The organism is Streptomyces sp. NPDC002623 (genome assembly GCF_053592635.1).
In genome coordinates this window covers 66,931-85,419 of the sequence record NZ_JBSFWB010000017.1, presented here as the reverse complement: position 1 = coordinate 85,419, position 18,489 = coordinate 66,931, and the positions used below count along the sequence as shown (strand labels likewise).

The following is an 18,489-nucleotide window of genomic DNA, read 5'->3' as shown; positions in this document are numbered from 1 at the left end:
CGGAGACTGAATCCGGTTGAAGTGGTGCGCGAGGTCGGAGCCGAGCCGGGGCGGGGCGCTCCGGCCGGCCTGCGGTGCGCCGCAGCGCCCCGCAGGCCCTCCGTCACTGATCGGCGGGGACGGACTCCCACTTCGCCTCGGGGTCGAGCGGCAGCTCGGGCCGGTCGCGCTTGAAGGCCTCGGCCAGTTCCTCGACCCGCGGCAGGGCGTGGTCGGGCGCACCGAATCCGCGGAACAGGGTCGCGCAGTACTCGTGGGCCAGGAAGGCGGCGTCCCAGTCCCCGTCCGGGTTCACCCACTGGTAGGTGTGGTTGTGCAGGTTGAGGAACTGCAGGGTGGCCAGTCGCGGCGGCATCGTACGGAAGGTGCCCTGCTCGACGGCCTCCGTGAGCAGCCCCGAGATCAACTGCTCGAAGTCGGCACGCTGGCCCAGCAGGGTCTTCAGCTCGGTGCCGCTCAGACTGCGGTAGTCGTGCTCGTAGACCCAGATGTGGTCGAGCCTGCGGAAGATGATGGTCAGCAGTGACTCGGACAGCAGCCGCAGCCGCAGCAGGGGATCCGCGTCGAGCTCCGTGATCTGCCGGGTCCGGGACAGCAGCGGCCCCATCACACGGGACTGGATCTCGACGAGCAGGTTCTCTTTGGAGCCGATGTAGTAGTACAGGGCGCCCTTGGCGAGCCCGACCGCCCGGCCCAGGTCGTTGATGGACGTCGCAGCGTATCCCTGCTGGGCGAACAACGACGCCGCGATGTCGATGATCTTCTGGCGTCTGACCTCGAAGCCCGGTCCGTGGCCCGGCGGTCGTGGCATGAGCTCTCTCCCCGCTTGACGTGACGACGTATCGATTAAAGCCGACTTCGGGGGCCACGTCGGACGGCCGGCCCCGGCATCGGGGAGCGGACTCGGGGACGTCGTTCGATGCGACCGGACCAAACGGTACGACAGGCTGCGGGACGCGGGGCGTCCGGGGAGGCCCCTACGCCGCCGACCGCGAGACACTCGTCCCTGACGAGTGTCTCCAGTGAGGAGTGACGCATGACCACGGTAGGGATTGCCACCGGTGCCGGGCGCGGGACGGGGGAGGCATGCGCGAGGCGCCTCGCCGACATGGTCGACGTGCTGTTGCTCACCGACGCCAACGACGCGGTCGCGGCCGCCGTCGCGAAGGACCTGTCCGGCGCCGGCACGAGGGCCGTCGTCGAGCCGTTCGGCATGGACGTCACCGACCCGGAGCACCTCGCCCGGCTGGCCGATCGGGTCAGGGAGCTCGGCACGCTGCGCGCTGTCGCGCACGCCGAGAGCGTCGCGCCGGCGGAGGGCGACTGGCGCAGGATCATCGAGGTCGACTTCGTCTCGACCGTGCTTCTTGCCGCGGAGCTGGGCCCGCTGGCCACCGCCGGGACGGCCTTCGTGTACACCGCCTCGGTGTCCCCGTTGATCGCCCACATCGACCCCGCCCCGGAAGTCGCGGCCGTGCTGGACGACTCGGCGCAGGAGGGATTCCTCGACCGTCTCCGTGACGCCATCGGTCCGGCCGTCGAGGATCCCGCCTGGGCGTACCCGTGGGCCACGTACGGTGTGCAGCGCTTCGCCCGCGCCGAGGCGGTGCGACTCGGGCCGGTGGGCGCCCGCGTGTGCTCCCTGTCGCCCGGCGCGATCGACACCCCGCAGACGCGGATGGAGGCGGCGCGGCACGAGTCGGTGCGACAGCTCATCCAACGCACGCCGCTCGGCCGCACCGGCCGATGCGAGGAAGTCGCCGCCGTCGCCGCGTTCCTGCTGTCGGACGAGGCGAGCTACCTGACCGGTGTCGACATCGTCGTCGACGGCGGCCTGTGCGCCGCCGTGCAGGACGAGTGACAGCGGTGCGACCGGACCGGTTCACGTCAGGCCGCGTCGCATGGCGTCGGCGACGACCTCGCCGATGAGGACGGCGGTGGCCGCCGGGCCCCGCAACGGGGGCGCGGGCAGGATGGACGTGTCCGCGACCCGCAGTCCCGCGACACCGTGCACCCTGCCGTAGGAGTCGACGGCGGCCCGCGGATCGTCGTCGGGCCCCATGGGCGCCGTGCCGCAGGTGTGGTGGGACGTGCCGAGCCGTCCGAGGATCCACCGGTCGAGCAGACGGTCGTCGTCCAGCACTTCCGCGACCGGTTCCGTGAGCCCATCCGTCAGCTCCGCGAAGTCGTCGGTGCCGACCGACTCGGCGGTGACACGGACCGCTTCGCGCAGGCGTCGCCGGTCCCGTGCCGTCGACAGATAGCCGTAGTCGAGGCTCGGAGGCATCGTGGGATCGGCGGAAAGCATGCGCATCCGGCCGCTCAGCCGCGGGGTCTGGACGGAGACGAGGAACGCGAGGGGCGCGAGGGGCGCGCCGGGAACGGACACCCTCCCGCTCGTCAGCCCGGCCATGGGGACGAGGGACTGCAGGATCTCCAGATCGCCCGGGTGACCCCCGTCCGAGGAGGACAGGTGCAGGACGCCGCCGAGCCACGAGCCCGAGGGCTCCGGCAGGGGCCGCCGGGGCACCCACTCCAGGACCACCTGGGGGTGGTCACCGAACCGGGCTCCGACGGCGGGCGCGTCCCTGACGACGGGGACGCCGAGGGCCTCGAGCGCGCGGCGCGGACCGATCCCCGACAGCTGCAGCAGGTGAGGGGAGCGGAACGCGCCCGCGCAGAGCACGATCTCGCCGCCGAGGACGACTGCGCGGTGTCCGTCTCGCTCCACCAGCACGCCGACCGCGCGACCACGCTCGACGACGACCCTCAGGACCGTGCTGTCCCCTTCCACCAGAAGGTTGGGACGGCCGAGCGCGCCCAGCAGGTAGCCGATACCGGTGTTGACGCGCACGCCGTCCACGGCGTTGGACGGCACGGGTCCGAATCCGGGCGGGTCCTGGGCGTTCTTGTCCGGCTCCGCGGGAAAGCCCAGCCGGCGGGCGGCCGCCCGGAACGCGACGGCGGCAGGATGCCGAAGCTCCGTGCGGCGTACGCCCACCGGCCCGCGATCACCGTGCAGCGCATCGGCGCCGTGGTCGAGGTCGGTCTCCAGAGCGCGCAGAAACGGCAGCACCCGCTCGTACGACCAGGCGGCGCCGCCCACGGCCGCCCAGCGGTCGAAGTCGTCGCGCCGGGCACGGACGAAGTACCCGCCGTTGACGGTCGTCGAGCCGCCGAGCCCGTGCCCCCGGACGACCGTGTACGGACGCGTCGGCGTGAGGTGCACGGCGTACGGCCGCAGGGCCGGGTGTCCCGGCTGTGCGCCGGGGACGAGCCGTGCGTCCAGCAACCCGGGTGCGAACGCCGACGGTTGCCGCGGCACCGGACCCGCCTCCAGTACCAGGACCGTGCGGCCGGGGTCCTCGCTGAGCCGGGCCGCGAGGGCGGCGCCGCTGCCCCCGGCGCCCACGACGATGACGTCCGGGGCGCGTGCCCGGCCGCGCCCGTGCTCGGTCGGCTCCATGGGCCAGGGATTCAACACACGGTGACCGCACCGCGCAACGGCCCGTTCCACTGGCCGGGACCGGCGCACGTACGCGGCCTGCCGGTGACCTACCGTCGGTCGCCGATGCCGAGGGAGAGTCGCATGAACGAGCTCCGCACCGCCCTGCCCGAAGGGGCCGCCGCCGAGACGGAGTCCGAGGCCGATCGGGCCGCGGACATGGCCCCGCTGATCGAAGCCGAGGATCTCCTGGAGGAGATCTCCATCGACGGCATGTGCGGCGTCTACTAGGCGCCGCCGCATGACGGAGATGGACCTCGACCGCGCCTGGGGCCTGCATCCGCAGGTCTCGGTGCGGCCGGAACCCTTCGGCGCGCTGCTCTACCACTTCGGTACCCGCCGGCTCTCGTTCCTCAAGGACCGGCGGCTCCTGGCCGTCGTCCAGGCCCTCGCCCACGAGCCCACGGCGCGCGCCGCCTGCCGGGCCGCGGGTCTTGCAGAGGACGAGCTGCCTCGCTACGGCCGGGCCCTCGCCGCCCTCGTCCAGTCGTCGATGGTCGTCGGAAGGACCCCATGAGCGCCCGCACGACCCGTATGCCACGGCTGGTCGACCTGTTCGAGCAAGGGCTCGACGCGCCGATCTGCCTCACCTGGGAACTCACCTACGCCTGCAACCTCGCCTGCGCGCACTGCCTGTCCAGCTCCGGCCGCCGCGACCCGCGCGAACTGAGCACCGCCGAGGCCAAGGCCGTCATCGACGAACTGGAGGCCATGCAGGTCTTCTACGTCAACATCGGCGGCGGCGAGCCCACCGTCCGCGCGGACTTCTGGGAACTCCTGGACCACGCCACCGCCCACCACGTGGGCGTGAAGTTCTCCACGAACGGGGTGCGGATCACCCCCGAAGCCGCCGAGCGCCTCGCCCGCAACGACTACGTCGACGTCCAGATCTCCCTCGACGGCGCCACCGCCGAGGTCAACGACGCCGTACGCGGGCCGGGTTCGTACACGACGGCGCTCCGGGCGCTGGAGAACCTGGCCGCCGCGGGGATGCAGAACTTCAAGATCTCCGTGGTCTGCACCCGGCACAACATCCCCCAGCTCGACGCCTTCAAGGCCCTCGCCGACCGCTACGGCGCCCAGCTCCGCCTGACCCGGCTGCGCCCCTCCGGGCGCGGCGCCGACGTCTGGGACGAGCTGCACCCCACGGCCGCGCAGCAACGCGAGCTGTACGACTGGCTGTCGGCCCACGGCGACGACGTGCTGACCGGCGACTCCTTCTTCCACCTCGCCGCCTACGGGCAGCCGCTGCCCGGCCTCAACCTGTGCGGCGCCGGACGCGTCGTGTGCCTGATCGACCCGGTCGGCGACGTCTACGCCTGTCCGTTCGCGATCCACGACGACTTCCTCGCCGGGAACGTCCGCGAGGAGGGCGGCTTCCGCGGTGTCTGGCGCGACGCCGAACTGTTCGCGCGGCTGCGCGCCCCGCAGCACGGCGGCGCCTGCGCGTCCTGCGCGTTCTACGACACCTGCAAGGGCGGCTGCATGGCCGCCAAGTTCTTCACCGGGCTCCCGCTGGACGGCCCCGACCCCGAGTGCGTCCAGGGCCACGGCGAGCGGGAGCTGGCCCGACGCGACCGGACCCGGGCGCCCAGACCCTCCGGCGACCACTCCCGGCGCGCCCCCGTGGACCTCGTCCTCACCCCGCGGCCGCCGGTGAGCGCCTGCGACGAGAACCCGCTGGCCGGGCTGGACCTCACACCGACCGGAACACCTACCGGAAGCAAGGACACGGCACATGCCTAGGAACGCCTGGTTCGAGACGGTCGCCGAGGCACAGCGGCGGGCCCGAAGGCGGCTGCCCGGCTCGGTGTACGGCGCGCTCGTCGCCGGCTCGGAGCGCGGCCGCACGCTCGACGCCAACCTCGCCGCCTTCGCCGAACTCGGCTTCGCCCCCCGGGTCGTGGGCCACCACGCGGACCGGGACCTGTCCACGACCGTGCTCGGGGTGCCCACCGCGCTGCCCGTGCTGATCTCGCCGACCGGCGTGCAGGCCGTCGACCCCGAGGGCGAGGTCGCCGTCGCTCGCGCCGCCGCGAGCCGGGGCGTCGTCATGGGCCTCAGCTCGTTCGCGAGCCGCAGCGTCGAGGACGTCGCCGCCACCGAGGCCGACGTCTTCTTCCAGCTGTACTGGAGCGGCACCCGCGAGACCATGGTGCAGCGCATGGACCGGGCCAGGGCGGCCGGCGCCAAGGCGCTCATCGTCACCCTCGACTGGTCCTTCTCCCACGGCCGCGACTGGGGCAGCCCAGCCATCCCCGACAAGCTCGACCTCAAGGCCATGCTGCGGTTCGCCCCCGATGTGCTGCCCAGGCCCGGCTGGTTGTGGAAGTACGCCAGGTCCGGCCGGCTCCCCGACCTGACCGTGCCCAACCTGAGCGCTCCCGGCAGCCCGGCCCCCACCTTCTTCGGCGCCTACGGCGAGTGGATGCAGACACCGCCCCCCACCTGGGAGGACGTCGCATGGCTGCGTGCGCAGTGGGGCGGCCCGTTCCTCCTCAAGGGCGTGACCCGGGTGGACGACGCCAAGCGGGCGGTCGACGCCGGTGTGTCGGCGTTGTCCGTGTCCAACCACGGAGGGAACAACCTGGACACCACGCCGGCCACCGTCCGGGTGCTCCCGTCCATCGTGGAAGCGGTCGGCGACCAGGTCGAAGTCCTGCTGGACGGCGGTGTCCGCCGTGGCGGCGACGTGGCCAAGGCGCTCGCCCTGGGCGCCCGCGCGGTCCTCATCGGCCGTGCCTACCTCTGGGGCCTCGCGGCGAACGGACAGGCCGGCGTCGAGAACGTGCTGGACATCATGCGCGGCGGGCTCGACTCGGCCGTCCTGGGCCTCGGACACTCCTCCGTCCACGAACTGGGGCCCGCGGACCTGGTGATACCCCCGGGCTTCCCGCTGACCCTGGGCGGCGCGGACGTGCCGACGGCTCCTGCGACGACCCCGGCCGGCGCCGGGGCGCCGGTCGGCTGAGCATGCCGGAGCAGGCCGCGTCCCGAGCGCTGGCCGACACGGTCTGGCCGGCCGTGCCGTCCGGCGCGCTCGTCCTGGTTCCGGTCGGGTCCACCGAACAGCACGGACCGCATCTGCCGCTCGACACCGACACCGTCGTCGCCCACGCCGTCGCGCGGCGCACCGCCGACACCCTCGCCACGGGACCGTACGGCCCGTCGGCGGTCGCGCCGCCCCTCGGCTACGGCGCCAGCGGCGAACACGCCCACTTCCCGGGGACCGTCTCGATCGGGCACGAGGCGCTGCACGCGGTGATCGTGGAACTGGCCCGCTCGCTGTCCCTGTGGGCGGGCCGCGTCGTGTTCGTCAACGGCCACGGCGGCAACGCGGCCGCCCTCGACTCGGCCGTCGCTCAGCTGCGCGCCGAGGGCCACGACCTCGCCTGGACCGGCTGCGCGGTGCCGGGCGGCGACGCGCACGCCGGCCGCACCGAGACCTCGCTGATGCTGCACCTGGCGCCCGAGCGGGTACGACTCGACCGCGCGACCGCCGGTGACACACGACCGCTCGCCGTCCTCCTGCCGGACCTGATGGCGCTCGGAGTCCGCGCGGTCTCGCCCTCCGGCGTGCTCGGCGATCCCGCCGGAGCCTGCGCAGAGGAGGGACGCCGGGCAATGGACGCGACGGTGTCCGCGACCGTCCGCCGGATCACCGACTGGACCGTCGACGACCGGGGCCGCCTCACCGAACCCGGCCGCCCGCCCGGCACATCCGGCACGCCCGGTTCATCCGGGCCATCAGGGTCGTCCGGTTCATCCGGTTCGCCGCAGGCCGTACGCCGATGACGCTTCCCCTCGGCTTCGTCGTCGAGCTCGACCGGCACACCCGGGTGGTCGACGACGGCCGGGCCCTCCTGGGCGGCTTTCCGACCCGGCTGCTGAAGCTGACCCCGAGGGCGCGTGGACTGCTCGTCGGCCGTACGCTCCCCGTGCGGGACGCGGCGAGCGCGCTCCTCGCCGACCGGTTGCTCGACACCGGCATGGCCCATCCCGTCGTCGCCGCGCTCCCGACGCCCGCCGACCCCCGGTACACGGTCGTCGTACCGGTCCGCGACCGGGCGCGTCAACTGGACCGGCTGCTGGGCAGCATCGGCACGGACACCCCCGTGATCGTGGTCGACGACGCCTCACGGCACCCGGCGGCCGTGGCGGCCGTCGCCGCCGACCACGGTGCGCACCTGGTCGCCCTGCCCGCCAACGTCGGACCCGCCGGCGCGCGCAACGCCGGGCTGCGCCTGGTCACCACCCCGTACGTGGTGTTCGCCGACTCCGACATCGTGCTCGACCCCGACACGGTCCCCACCCTGCTCCGGCACTTCGCCGACCCGCGGGTCGCCCTGGCCGTCCCCCGCATCACCGGCCTGTCCACCGCCGCCGCCACGACCTGGATCGAACGGTACGAGAACTCCCGGTCCTCGCTCGACCTCGGCGCCCACCCGGCCTCGGTACGACCCGGGACTCCTGTCTCGTGGGCGTCCTCGGCCTGTGTCGTGGCGCGGGTCGACGCGCTGGCGGACGGCTTCGACGAGAGCATGCGGGTCGGTGAGGACGTCGACCTGTGCTGGCGGCTGATCGAAGCGGGCCGACGCGTACGCTACGAGCCCACCGTCCGGGCCGCCCACGAACACCGCGTGCGCCTGGGGGACTGGCTGCTGCGCAAGGCCGTCTACGGCACCGGCGCCCAGCCCCTCGCCGCGCGGCACCCCGACTGCATCGCACCCGCCGTGTTCGCCCCGTGGAGCACGGCGTTCGCCGCCGCGCTGCTCGCCCAGCGGCGCTGGTCGGCGCCGGTCGCGGGGGCCGTCCTCGGCGTCGTCGCCGTGCGCATCGCCCGCAAGCTCGACGGGACCCGGCACCCCGGCCGGCTGGCCGTGCGGCTCACCGTCAACGGCGCGCTGGGCACCCTGACACAGACCTCCGCACTGCTGACCCGCCACTGGTGGCCGCTCACCGCCGTCGGCTGCATGATGTCCCGCCGGGTGCGCCGGGCCACGGCGGTCGCCGCCCTGGCCGACGCCGCACTCGAGTACCGACGTGATCAGGCCACTCTCGACCCCCTCCGCTACGGCATCGCCCGCCGCCTCGACGACCTCTCCTACGGCGCCGGCGTATGGCTCTCCGCCCTGCGGGGCCGCTCCGTCGCCGCACTGCGCCCCCGCGTCACGCGCCGAGGCCGACGCACTGTCCCGGTCAGCGGAAAGTGCCCAGCGGGGGCCCGTCCAGCGCCCCGACACTGAGGCCATCCCGCCGCCGGCGACGCGCGGCGCAGGCGATGGATCAGTCACCAGGAGGTGTGCGGAGTGACGCATGAAGTGGTCGGCCGTGTAGAGGAGTTGGGCGCCGAACTGGCCGCGCTCGCCGACGAGAACGAGTCACTCGGCAAGCTGAGCGACCGGACCGTCGAACTGCTCCGTTCCGCAGGGGTCGTACGGCTGCTGCAGCCCAAGGAGTTCGGCGGGTTCGGCGCCCATCCCCGGGACTTCGCGGAAGCCGTGATGGAGGTCGCGCGGTACGACGGGGCCGCGGGCTGGGTGAGCGGTGTCGTCGGGGTGCATCCCTGGGAACTGGCCCAGATGGACCCCCGGCTCGCACACGAGGTGTGGGACGAGGATCCCGACACCTGGATCGCCTCGCCCTACATGCCCAACGGCATCGCCGACCCGGTGGAGGGCGGCTATGTCCTCAGCGGACGCTGGCCGTTCTCCTCGGGCAGCGACCACTGCCGGTGGGACTTCCTCGGCGCCTTCCTCGGGGACGGCAAGGGGAAGCCCGCCGGGCCCATCACGGTTCTGCACGTGGTGCTGCCCCGCTCGGACTACGAGATCATCGACGGCACCTGGGACGTGGTCGGGCTCTCCGGCACCGGCAGCAAGGACGTCGTCGTCGACAAGGCGTTCCTTCCCGAACACCGTGTCATCAAGCAGGAGGCGGTCCAGAACGGCGCCGCCGCCGAGGCCATCGGCCTCACCGACACCCTGTACAAGCTGCCCTTCAGCTCGATGTTCCCGCTCGGCATCACCGCCGCGGTCATCGGCATCTGCGAGGGTGCGCTCGCCCTCCACCTGGCCCAGCAGAAGGACCGGGTCGCCGTGACCGGCGTCCAGGTGCGCGACGACCCGTACGTGCTCTACGCCGCCGGCGAGGCCGCTGCGGAGATCGCCGCCTCCCGGGTGCAACTGATCGAAGGCATCAGCCGGTTGTACGACCAGGTCGAGGCCGGCAAGCCCATCACCATCGAGGACCGGGCCAACGTACGCCGGAACCAGGTCCGTTGTGCCTGGCGGGCCGTCTCCGCCCTGGACGAGATCTTCGCGCGGTCCGGCGGGAACGCGATGCGGCGCAGCAACCCGATGCAGAGGTTCTGGCGGGACGCGCACGCAGGACTGGGGCACATGATCCACGTCCCCGGTGCGGCCTACCACTCGAACGCCCTGGCCGCGATGGGCCTGGAGCTGCCCGAGTCGATGCGCATCCTGATATGAGCGAGGGCGCGACGCACTCCCGGACGGCGGACGCGGACGCGCATGCGATCGACGGGCGACGGTTCCGCGAAGTCCTGGGCAACTTCCCCACGAGCGTGGTCGCGATCACCACCACGGACGGCGAGGCACGGCCGCACGGCATGGTCGTCGGCACCTTCACCTCGGTGTCGCTCGACCCGCCCCTGGTGTCCTTCCTCGCCGACCGCTCCTCCACGACCCTGCGGACGATCAGGGCCGCGGGCCGCTTCTGCGCCAACGCGCTCGCGGGCAACCAGGAACGCCTGTCACGGCAGTTGGCGACGCGTCCGGCCGGGCAACGGTTCGAGGGCGCGCCGTGGCAGGCGTCGGGCCTGGGCAATCCCGTGCTGGACGGCATCGTCGCCTGGGTCGACTGCACGGTGGAGCAGGTCGTCGAGATCGGCGATCACCTGCTGGTCGTCGGGCGGGTACGGGACCTGCGCGTCGAGTCGATGAAGACTCCGCTGCTGTTCTTCCGGAGCGGATACGGCGACTACCTGTCGAGCACGACCGTGCTCATGGACAGGCTCGTCGGCTGGGACGAGATCGGTCGGTAGACACCGATAGACACCGATAGACACCGGTGGAAACCGGTCGGCACACAAGGGAGCCGCAATGAAGAAAGACCTGCACATAAGACTTCAAAGAGTGTCGGCGTGGTGTGGCGTCATCCTCTTCGTGGGATTCCTCGTCGCGTTCGCCGTGGGCCATCTCACGCCGCCCATGAGCCCGACGGAGAGCCCCGAGGACGTCGTCGCCTTCCTCAAGGACCACCGCACGGGGATCCTCACCTGTGTCGCCCTGATGGTTCTGCTCGTCCCGTTCGAGTACCCGTACGTCGTCGTGACGAGCATGCAGCTGCGCCGGGTCGAGGGCGGCTGGGGGCTGCTGTCCATGATCCAGCTCACCACGGGCGTGGTGGCCCCGATCGGGTTCTTCTTCCCGCTCGCGATCCTCGCCGCCGCGGCCTACCGGCCGGAGGCCCACTCCGTCGACGTCCTGACCGCGATGGTCGACACCTTCTGGCTCATGTTCGTGGGCAACGCCTGCATATTCGTCCTCCAGGTCTGGTCGATCGGATACGCCGCGTTCATCGACCACACCCGGGAGAAGCCGCTCTTCCCACGCTGGTACGGCTGGCTCAGCGTCGTGCTGGGAGTGACGCTCATCCCGGGCGCGTTCGTCTTCCTCAACCAGGACGGGCCGCTCGCCTGGAACGGACTGCTCGCCAACATCGTCCCCTCGATCGCGTACGCCCTGTGGAAGATCGCCACGCCGTACGTGCTGCTGAAGGCGATCACGAACGAGGAGCAGGAACTGGCCGGGAAGCCGGAGAACGAACCGGTGACCGTGTAGAACGGCCCGACACGTCTGCGGCCCGACACGCCTGCGGCTAGACCGAGAGCGCGAATCCGCCCGTCACGCGCAGCGTCTCCCCTGTGACAAAGGACGCCTTCGACGAGACCAGGTACAGCAGGGCCTCGACGATGTCCTGTTCCCGGCCCGCCTGCCGCAGGATCTGCTCCCCGAGGACACGGTCGGCCTCGGCCGGGGACAGTTGGGCCCGCACCGTGTCGGTGAGGATCAGCCCGGGCGCGATCGCGTTCACCCTGATGCCGTCGGCGGCGAACTCGCGGGCGAAGGACACGGTCAGCCCTCGCACGGCGAGCTTGGACACGCCGTAGACGCTTCGGTTCGCGTAGGCCGCCGCCGACGAGATGTTGACGATGCAGGCGCCGGCGCGGCCCTTCATCGCCTCCCGGGCCGCGAGCGAGCAGATGACGACGCCCATGACGTTGACGTCGAACACCCGCCGCACGGCGGTCAGGCCGAGTTCGGTGAACGGTCTGTTGTAGGCGGCGTGCAGGCCGGCGTTGTTGACCAGGACGTCGAGTCCGCCGTGACGTTCGGCGACCTCGCGCACGACGGCGTCGACCGCGGCCTCGTCGGCCACGTCACAGGCGACCCCGCTCGCGCTGCGGCCCTTGGCGGTGAGCTCCGCCGCCGCCTCGGTCGCGGCCGCGCCGTCGATGTCGGCGAGCACGACATGCGCGCCGAGGGCCGACAGCGCGTCGCCGAACGCCTTGCCGAAGCCTCGGCCGCCCCCGGTGACGAGGGCGACCTTGCCCCGGTGCTCTGTGGTGTCGGGCATGGTGAACCTCATTTCGGTCCGAAGCGCTGGCCGGCGTCGAGGCGCAGGCACTGGCCGTTCAGCATGGGGTTGTCGACGACGGCCAGGGCCAGCTTGGCGTACTCCACCGGTCGGCCCAGGCGTCGTGGGAACGCGGCGTCCTTCACCAGTGCGGCCCGCGTCTCGGCGGGGATCTTCTCGGTGGCGCCCGTCTCGAACAGGCTGGGCGCGATGGCCACGACACGGATGCCGAGCGAGCCGAGATCGCGGGCCATGGTGAGACTCATCGCGGCGATCGCCGCCTTGGCCGCCGAGTAGGCGACCTGGCCGATCTGCCCCTCGAAGGCGGCGATCGAGGACGTGTTGACGATGACGCCCCGTTCGCCGTCGGGCTCCTCGGGCTCGTTGCGGCTCATGTGCGCGGCGGCCAGCCGGCTGATGTTGAAGGTGGCGACGGCGTTGAGGTCGAGCACCCGGCGGAAGGTCTCCAGGTCGTGCGGCCCGTCCTTGCCGAGCGTGCGCCGCACACTGCCGCCGCCCGCCGTCGTGACCGACACATGCAGCCCCCCGAGTGCCTCGACGGCGGCGTCCAACGCGCTCGCGGTCGCCTCGAAGTCGGTCACGTCGACGGGGTGGAAGCTCCCGCCGAACGCGGCGGCTGCCTCCTTCCCGGCCGAGGCGGGACGGTCGAGCACGGCGACCTCGGCGCCGCGGGCCGCCAGCAGTTCGGCGGTGGCCCGGCCCATGCCGGAGGCGCCGCCGAACACGACGGCCTTCTTGCCCTTGATCTCCATCGGGAACCTTTCGGATCTTTCTGCTCAGGCGGACGCGGGAACCGGTCGCAGGAGAGCGCACAGCCGGTCGCGGTGTACGGCGGCGTCGCCGTACAGCACGCTGTCGGCCCTGGCGCGGCGCAGGTGGAGGTGGAGGTCGTGCTCCCAGGTGAAGCCGATGCCGCCGTGCAGCTGGAGCGCCCGGCCCGCGACCTCGCCGGCCCCGGCCGAGACGTACGAGGCGGCGGCACAGGCCGCCCGGGCGGCGTCGTCGGCGCGGGCGTCGGCCGCCATCGCCGCGTGGTGCGTGGCGGCGCGGGAGGCGTGGACGAGCAGCGCCATGTCGGCGCACGCGTGCTTGACGGCCTGGAACGCGCCGATCGGCCGCCCGAACTGCACCCGGGCACGGGTGTGTTCGACCGTGAGCTCCAGCATGCGGTCCATCACCCCGAGCGCGTCGGCGCACCGCAGCAGCGACGCCTCGTCGAGCAGCCGCTGGATCTCGGCGGGTCCGCAGCCGAGGCGGCGCTCGCGCGGGACGCGTACGCCCGCCAGCCGGACCTCGTGGAACGAGCGGGTCGGGTCGAGGACGCGTTGCCGCCGGACCGTGACCCCCGGGGCCTCGCGGTCGACGAGGAACGACGCCGGGACGCCGTCGTGGAGTGCGGTGACGAGCAGCCGGCGGGCACCGCCCGCGTCCTGCACGGCCGTCTTCACCCCGTCCAGGACGAACGCGTCGCCGTCGGCGCGGGCGGTGGACCGGACGCCGTCGAGTGTCCACGGGAGGCGAGGTTCGGCGAAGGCCCAGGTGGCCCGGTCCGATCCGGCCACGAGCGCCGGCAGCACCTCGGCCCGCAGCCGGGGCGGCCCCCAGGCGGCGAGTGCCCGGCCGACGATCGCGGTGGGCACGATCGGACCCCGCCCGAGCGCCCGCCCGATCTCCTCCGCGACGAGCGCGAGTTCCACCACACCCTGGCCCGCGCCGCCGTACTCCTCGGGCACGGCCAGTCCGGGCCACCCGAGGTCCGACATCAGCCGCCACACATCGGGGTCGACGTCCTGGTCGGCGTCCAGCCATGCCCGGACGCGCTCGATCGGGGCCCGGTCCGCCAGCAGGGCGCGCGACGCCTCGCGCAGCATGGCCTGCTCCTCGCTGAGCTCGAAGTCCATCACAACAAGGTATCCTCTTTTCATGTCAGGGTCGAGGTGAACTGCTCAACCACCGCCTGTACTTACGGGCGACCGCTTAATTGAGTACGCTGAATTTCATGATTGACGCCGTACTCCTGTCCGCTTGCCGCACCGCGATCGGAACCGCCCGACGGGGCGCCCTGCGAGACACCAGCTCCTTCGACCTCGCCACCCTCGTCGTGCGCGAGGCCGCCCGGCGCAGCGGGCTGCTCCTTGAGACGATCGACGACGTCGTGCTCGGCGAATCGCTCGCCGGAGGCGGCGACATCGCCCGGTACGCGGCGCTCCGGGCCGGGCTGACGCATGTCCCGGGGCTCGCGAACAACCGGCACTGCGCTTCCGGCCTGGCGAGCGTGGCGACCGCCGCCGCGAGCGTGCGCGCCGGAATGGACCGCGTGGTCGTCGCGGGCGGCACGCACTCGTCGTCCACGGCGCCGGTGGCCCGGTGGCGGATCCCGGGCACCGACGACTGGCAGGACCCCTGGATGCCGCCGTCCCATGTCCCGACGCCCGAGGCGCCCAACAACGACATGGGGGTCCTCGTCGGCTGGAACACGGCCCGACTCCTCGGTCTCACCCGGGAGGAGATGGACGCCTGGGCGCTGCGCTCCCACGAGCGGGCCGTACACGCCGTCGACGAGGGCCGGTTCACCGACGAGATCGTGCCCGTGGAGGTCACCGGCAGGGACGGGGCGACCTCGGTGTTCGACAGCGACGAGCATCCGCGGCGCGACACCAGCCGGGAGAAGCTGGCGGCGCTCAAGCCGTTGCACCCCGAGATCGACGGCTTCTCCATCACGGCAGGCAACGCCGGCGGCGTCAACGACGGGGCGGCCGCGGTCGTCGTCGCCGGTGCGGACCTCGCCGCCGCCCATGGGCTCACTCCCCTCGCGACCGTACGGGCCTGGGCGAGCGTGGGAGTCGACCCCGTCGAGACGGGGCTGGCGCCGATCGCCGCGATCCGCAAGGCCCTCGACCGGGCCGGGCTGGGCGTCGACGACGTCGACCTCTTCGAGGTCAACGAGGCGTTCGCCGCAGTGGCCGTGGCCGCCACCCGGGAGCTGGGACTCGATCCGGAGCGGGTCAATCCGTTCGGCAGCGGATGCAGCCTCGGCCACCCGATCGGGACCACGGGCACCCGGATGGTCGTCACCCTGGCGCACGAACTGCGCCGCCGCGGCGGCGGGATCGCGGTCGCGGCCATGTGCGCGGGCGGCGGCATGGGTTCGGCGATGGTCCTGACGGTGTGACGGTGTGACGGTGTGAGGGCGTGACGGTCCAGCGGTCGGGCGCGGGTCCGCTGTGGCCGGTCGCGCAGTTCCCCGCGTCCCTGAAGGCTGCGCGGTGCGCGGATCAGCGTGCCGCCCAGCTGACCGCCTTGGTCTGCAGGTACTCGTCGAGCCCGAACGCGCCCCACTCCCGGCCGAGTCCGCTCTGTTTGTACCCGCCGAACGCGGTCCGGGGACTCACCCCGGCGCTGCCGCCGTTGATGGTCACGCCCCCGGCCCGGACCCGGGCGGCGATCTCGTACGCGGCCACGGTGTCGGCGCTCCACACGGCGCCGGCGAGACCGTAGGGGCTGTCGTTGGCGATCCGTACCGCCTCCTCGTCGGTGCGGAACGGGATGACGACGCCGACGGGCCCGAAGAACTCCGTGCGCGCGACGGTCATCTCGTTGGTGACGTCGACGAACAGGGTGGGTTCGAGGAAGTGCCCCCGGTCGAGACCGGGCGGCCGCCCGCCGCCGCAGACCAGACGCGCCCCTTCCTCCTCGCCGACGCGGATCAGCTTCTCGACCTTGTCCCGCTGCGCCTCGCTGATCAGCGGACCCATGGTGGTGGACGGGTCGGCGGGGTCGCCCACCCTGACCTGGGCGAGGCCCTCGGCCAGCCGGGCGACCAGTTCGTCATGGACGGACTCGTGCACCAGCGTGCGGGTCAGCAGGGAACAGCCCTGGCCGGCGTGGGTGGTGATGCCCGCCAGTGCGGACCGCACGGCGCCGTCGAGGTCGGCGTCGGCGCGGACGATGGCGGCCGACTTGCCGCCGAGTTCGAGTACCACCTTCTTCAGCGAGGCCGCGGCCTGGGCGTAGACCGTGCGCCCGACCGTGTCCGAGCCGGTGAAGCTGACGAGGTCCACCAGGGGATGGGTGGTGAGTTCACGACCGGCTTCGATGTCGCCGGTCACGATGTTCAGCACACCGGGAGGCAGACCGGCGGCGTCGGCGAAGTCGCCGATCAGCAGGGACTCCAGCGGAGTGGCGGGCGCCGGTTTCAGCACGGCCGTGCAGCCTGCCGCGAGGGCCGGGATCACCTTCATCATGCTGAGGAAGAAGGGGAAGTTGTAGGCGGAGATCAGGGCGCACACACCGAACGCCTCGCGCCGCAGCACGCCTTGGGAGATGCCGATGCCGGGCGCGACCGTCGGGTCCATCGGGCGCTCCCAGGCGAAGGCCGGCATCACCCGCTCGGCCATGTCCCGCAGATGCGCCACCGGAACCCGGGTCTGCAGGGACTCGGCCAGGGAACGCACCGAGCCGGCCTCGGCCATGTTGACAGCGGCCAGCTCGGGGAGCCGGCGCTCCATCTCCTCGGCCATGCGCAGCAGGGTCGCGGCCCGCTCGGAGGGCCTCATCCGGGGCCACGGACCCTCGTCGAAGGCGCGCCGCGCCGCCTCGACGGCCAGGCGCACATCCGCCGGAGAGGAGCCGGGGACCTCCGCGACGATCTCCTCCGTCGCCGGATTGCGGACGAGGATCCCGGTCTCCGACCGGCCGTCGGTCCGGCGGCCGTCGATGTAGAGCTGCGAAGAGAACGCGTACGCCGTCGTCATGTGCGGGTCTCCTGACCGTCAGCAGGATGCGTCCATTTAAGTGTACTGAATTGCATGCGCTCGGGAAGGGTGGCGTCGCGCGATCTTGTGTCAGCCGCTTGTCAGGTTCTTGGGTGGTAGACGTCAGGTTATTTCGTATGCTGAATTATTGACTAGACCGATCGGTACAGCTAACTTCGGCGTCATCCACGGGTTGCGTTTCTGGCACGCGAACGACGAGGTTCGAAAGAGGTACCGCCTGTGTTCAAGGAATTTGTCGTGTCCGGCGATTCGCACATCATCGAGCCGGTCGATCTTTTCAAGACCCGACTGCCCAAGAACCTTCGTGAGAGGGCTCTCTGGGAAGAGGAGTTCACCCTCGAGGAGCCGATCGTTCCCGGCGGCCACACGGAGTTCAAGAAGCTCCACACCATCGGGTTCGACGGCTGGACCATCTCCAAGTACCGCCAGCTCGGCGGGGAGACCCCGGACGGCGATCCGGAGCACATCATCCGGGACATGAACATCGACGGCGTCGACGCCTCGGTCATGTTCCCCAATCTCTCGCTGTTCGTCCTGTTCACCGACGACCACGAGCTGTCCATGGCCCACGCCCGGGTGTGGAACGACTACCTCGTCGAGCGGTACCTGCCCTACAAGCAGCGGCTGCGCCCGACGGCGGCGATCCCGCTGACGAACGTCCCCGAGGCCGTGGCGGAGATCGAGCGGTGCGCGCGGCTGGGCCTCGGGGCGATCCTGCTCCCGGAGATCCCGCCGCTGCCCTACTACGCCCGGGAGTACGACCCGGTCTGGGCGGCCGCGCAGGCGCACGGGCTGCCGGTCTTCATCCACGTGGCGACCGGCGGGGTGAAGGTCAAGGAGGAGGTGTCCGAGACGGCGGTGACCGTCCGGGGCCTGATGAACGCCATGAACATGGGCAAGGGCAACCTGACCGACGACATGGTGGCCGGCCGGACCATGGGCAGCGCGGTCGGCTCGGCCGTGGCCGGTCCGCAGGGCATCATCGCCAGCCTCGTCGGCGGCGGCGTGTGTGAGCGCTTCCCCGACCTGCACTTCAACCTGATCGAGTACACGGCCGGCTGGCTGGTCTCCTTCATGGGCTACATGGACAAGGCGTGGAAGACCGGCACCGGCCAGGACCCCGACTGGTGGCTCGGCTTCTGGGACGACAACCGTCCCGCGACCGAGCAGCCCTCCATGGGACGGCTGTTCGCGATCAACGACAAGTGGCCCTACCCGCTCAAGCCCACCGACTACGTCCGCCGCCAGATCCATGTGCAGTTCGCGGACGACCCGACCGCCGTCAAGGCCCGCCACATCACCGGCCTCTCGACGGTCATCTGGGGCAACGACTACCCGCACGCCGAGGGCACCTTCCGCGACAGCGCCGAGTGCATCGCGGAGAACTTCGAGGACGTGAACGACGAGGACCGCGCGGCCATCCTCGGCGGCACGCTCGCCGACGTCGTGCACTTCGACAAGAGCAGGAAACTCGCGCCGCTGCCCCAGGACGCGTGAGCCGATCCCGGCAAGCGGCTCAAGCCGCGG

18 protein-coding genes are annotated in these 18,489 nt (G+C 72.0%); 12 read left to right on the top strand and 6 right to left on the bottom strand.

Annotated features, from left to right (window positions below; all coding sequences use genetic code 11):
* Nucleotides 1-103: 103 nt before the first annotated feature.
* Nucleotides 104-811, bottom strand: a complete 708-nt coding sequence (locus ACWD4O_RS28570) for a TetR family transcriptional regulator (RefSeq protein ID WP_450952678.1) — start codon at nucleotides 809-811, stop codon at nucleotides 104-106.
* Nucleotides 812-1,036: 225 nt separating this feature from the next.
* Here ACWD4O_RS28570 and ACWD4O_RS28565 point away from each other — a divergent pair, with 225 nt between their 5' ends.
* Nucleotides 1,037-1,861: an SDR family oxidoreductase gene (locus ACWD4O_RS28565; RefSeq protein WP_451284111.1), complete on the top strand. Its 825-nt coding sequence runs from the start codon at nucleotides 1,037-1,039 to the stop codon at nucleotides 1,859-1,861.
* A 21-nt stretch (nucleotides 1,862-1,882) separates the two neighbouring features.
* Here ACWD4O_RS28565 and mftG read toward each other — a convergent pair whose 3' ends face one another.
* The gene (gene mftG / locus ACWD4O_RS28560; RefSeq protein ID WP_451284110.1) at nucleotides 1,883-3,466 is read right to left on the bottom strand and encodes a mycofactocin dehydrogenase MftG; all 1,584 of its coding nucleotides are present in this window, start codon (nucleotides 3,464-3,466) and stop codon (nucleotides 1,883-1,885) included.
* A 123-nt stretch (nucleotides 3,467-3,589) separates the two neighbouring features.
* Between mftG and mftA the strand changes: the two genes are divergently transcribed.
* The 9 genes from mftA (at nucleotide 3,590) to ACWD4O_RS28515 (ending at nucleotide 11,370) form a co-directional block, all read left to right on the top strand.
* On the top strand, nucleotides 3,590-3,736 hold the full coding sequence (mftA, locus tag ACWD4O_RS28555) for a mycofactocin precursor MftA (protein ID WP_451284108.1): 147 nt from the start codon (nucleotides 3,590-3,592) through the stop codon (nucleotides 3,734-3,736).
* 10 nt (nucleotides 3,737-3,746) lie between these two features.
* The gene (gene mftB / locus ACWD4O_RS28550) at nucleotides 3,747-4,022 is read left to right on the top strand and encodes a mycofactocin biosynthesis chaperone MftB (protein WP_450952674.1); all 276 of its coding nucleotides are present in this window, start codon (nucleotides 3,747-3,749) and stop codon (nucleotides 4,020-4,022) included.
* A complete protein-coding gene (gene mftC, locus ACWD4O_RS28545; protein ID WP_451284106.1) occupies nucleotides 4,019-5,251 on the top strand; it encodes a mycofactocin radical SAM maturase in 1,233 nt (410 codons plus the stop codon). Before mftB ends, mftC begins: the two co-directional genes overlap by 4 nt.
* On the top strand, nucleotides 5,244-6,476 hold the full coding sequence (gene mftD / locus ACWD4O_RS28540) for a pre-mycofactocin synthase MftD (protein WP_451284104.1): 1,233 nt from the start codon (nucleotides 5,244-5,246) through the stop codon (nucleotides 6,474-6,476). Before mftC ends, mftD begins: the two co-directional genes overlap by 8 nt.
* A 2-nt stretch (nucleotides 6,477-6,478) precedes the next feature.
* Nucleotides 6,479-7,300, top strand: a complete 822-nt coding sequence (gene mftE, locus ACWD4O_RS28535; protein WP_451284102.1) for a mycofactocin biosynthesis peptidyl-dipeptidase MftE — start codon at nucleotides 6,479-6,481, stop codon at nucleotides 7,298-7,300.
* Nucleotides 7,297-8,751 carry a mycofactocin biosynthesis glycosyltransferase MftF gene (mftF, locus tag ACWD4O_RS28530; protein ID WP_451284100.1) on the top strand — a complete coding sequence of 485 codons (1,455 nt, stop codon included), beginning with the start codon at nucleotides 7,297-7,299 and terminating at the stop codon, nucleotides 8,749-8,751. The genes mftE and mftF overlap by 4 nt, the downstream gene beginning before the upstream one ends.
* Before the next feature lie 63 nt (nucleotides 8,752-8,814).
* Nucleotides 8,815-9,996 carry a hydroxylase gene (locus ACWD4O_RS28525; RefSeq protein ID WP_451284099.1) on the top strand — a complete coding sequence of 394 codons (1,182 nt, stop codon included), beginning with the start codon at nucleotides 8,815-8,817 and terminating at the stop codon, nucleotides 9,994-9,996.
* Nucleotides 9,993-10,571, top strand: a complete 579-nt coding sequence (locus ACWD4O_RS28520) for a flavin reductase family protein (protein ID WP_451284097.1) — start codon at nucleotides 9,993-9,995, stop codon at nucleotides 10,569-10,571. Before ACWD4O_RS28525 ends, ACWD4O_RS28520 begins: the two co-directional genes overlap by 4 nt.
* Before the next feature lie 58 nt (nucleotides 10,572-10,629).
* Nucleotides 10,630-11,370, top strand: a complete 741-nt coding sequence (locus ACWD4O_RS28515) for a hypothetical protein (protein ID WP_451284096.1) — start codon at nucleotides 10,630-10,632, stop codon at nucleotides 11,368-11,370.
* A gap of 37 nt (nucleotides 11,371-11,407) precedes the next feature.
* Here ACWD4O_RS28515 and ACWD4O_RS28510 read toward each other — a convergent pair whose 3' ends face one another.
* From ACWD4O_RS28510 to ACWD4O_RS28500, 3 genes are read right to left on the bottom strand one after another with little or no spacing between them, the layout of a single operon-like run.
* Complete coding sequence (locus tag ACWD4O_RS28510) at nucleotides 11,408-12,166, bottom strand: SDR family NAD(P)-dependent oxidoreductase (protein ID WP_451284094.1); 759 nt, start codon at nucleotides 12,164-12,166, stop codon at nucleotides 11,408-11,410.
* Nucleotides 12,167-12,174: 8 nt separating this feature from the next.
* Nucleotides 12,175-12,939, bottom strand: a complete 765-nt coding sequence (locus ACWD4O_RS28505) for an SDR family NAD(P)-dependent oxidoreductase (protein WP_451284092.1) — start codon at nucleotides 12,937-12,939, stop codon at nucleotides 12,175-12,177.
* A 24-nt stretch (nucleotides 12,940-12,963) separates the two neighbouring features.
* Entirely contained in the window at nucleotides 12,964-14,088 is a 1,125-nt protein-coding gene (locus ACWD4O_RS28500; RefSeq protein ID WP_451284090.1) for an acyl-CoA dehydrogenase family protein, read from the bottom strand.
* Between the two features lie 98 nt (nucleotides 14,089-14,186).
* On the opposite strand from ACWD4O_RS28500, the gene ACWD4O_RS28495 reads away from it, so the two are divergent.
* Entirely contained in the window at nucleotides 14,187-15,359 is a 1,173-nt protein-coding gene (locus tag ACWD4O_RS28495; RefSeq protein WP_451284088.1) for a thiolase family protein, read from the top strand.
* Between the two features lie 103 nt (nucleotides 15,360-15,462).
* On the opposite strand, the gene ACWD4O_RS28490 is transcribed toward ACWD4O_RS28495, so the two are convergent.
* A complete protein-coding gene (locus ACWD4O_RS28490) occupies nucleotides 15,463-16,941 on the bottom strand; it encodes an aldehyde dehydrogenase family protein (protein WP_451284087.1) in 1,479 nt (492 codons plus the stop codon).
* 258 nt (nucleotides 16,942-17,199) lie between these two features.
* Between ACWD4O_RS28490 and ACWD4O_RS28485 the strand changes: the two genes are divergently transcribed.
* The gene (locus ACWD4O_RS28485; RefSeq protein WP_451284085.1) at nucleotides 17,200-18,459 is read left to right on the top strand and encodes an amidohydrolase family protein; all 1,260 of its coding nucleotides are present in this window, start codon (nucleotides 17,200-17,202) and stop codon (nucleotides 18,457-18,459) included.
* Nucleotides 18,460-18,489: the final 30 nt, after the last annotated feature.

Coding starts and splice junctions, on each gene's coding strand:
- ACWD4O_RS28570 (WP_450952678.1), bottom strand. CDS start 811: ATGCCACGACCGCCGGGCCACGGACCGGGCTTCGAGGTCAGACGCCAG.
- ACWD4O_RS28565 (WP_451284111.1), top strand. CDS start 1,037: ATGACCACGGTAGGGATTGCCACCGGTGCCGGGCGCGGGACGGGGGAG.
- mftG (WP_451284110.1), bottom strand. CDS start 3,466: ATGGAGCCGACCGAGCACGGGCGCGGCCGGGCACGCGCCCCGGACGTC.
- mftA (WP_451284108.1), top strand. CDS start 3,590: ATGAACGAGCTCCGCACCGCCCTGCCCGAAGGGGCCGCCGCCGAGACG.
- mftB (WP_450952674.1), top strand. CDS start 3,747: ATGACGGAGATGGACCTCGACCGCGCCTGGGGCCTGCATCCGCAGGTC.
- mftC (WP_451284106.1), top strand. CDS start 4,019: ATGAGCGCCCGCACGACCCGTATGCCACGGCTGGTCGACCTGTTCGAG.
- mftD (WP_451284104.1), top strand. CDS start 5,244: ATGCCTAGGAACGCCTGGTTCGAGACGGTCGCCGAGGCACAGCGGCGG.
- mftE (WP_451284102.1), top strand. CDS start 6,479: ATGCCGGAGCAGGCCGCGTCCCGAGCGCTGGCCGACACGGTCTGGCCG.
- mftF (WP_451284100.1), top strand. CDS start 7,297: ATGACGCTTCCCCTCGGCTTCGTCGTCGAGCTCGACCGGCACACCCGG.
- ACWD4O_RS28520 (WP_451284097.1), top strand. CDS start 9,993: ATGAGCGAGGGCGCGACGCACTCCCGGACGGCGGACGCGGACGCGCAT.
- ACWD4O_RS28515 (WP_451284096.1), top strand. CDS start 10,630: ATGAAGAAAGACCTGCACATAAGACTTCAAAGAGTGTCGGCGTGGTGT.
- ACWD4O_RS28510 (WP_451284094.1), bottom strand. CDS start 12,166: ATGCCCGACACCACAGAGCACCGGGGCAAGGTCGCCCTCGTCACCGGG.
- ACWD4O_RS28505 (WP_451284092.1), bottom strand. CDS start 12,939: ATGGAGATCAAGGGCAAGAAGGCCGTCGTGTTCGGCGGCGCCTCCGGC.
- ACWD4O_RS28500 (WP_451284090.1), bottom strand. CDS start 14,088: ATGGACTTCGAGCTCAGCGAGGAGCAGGCCATGCTGCGCGAGGCGTCG.
- ACWD4O_RS28495 (WP_451284088.1), top strand. CDS start 14,187: ATGATTGACGCCGTACTCCTGTCCGCTTGCCGCACCGCGATCGGAACC.
- ACWD4O_RS28490 (WP_451284087.1), bottom strand. CDS start 16,941: ATGACGACGGCGTACGCGTTCTCTTCGCAGCTCTACATCGACGGCCGC.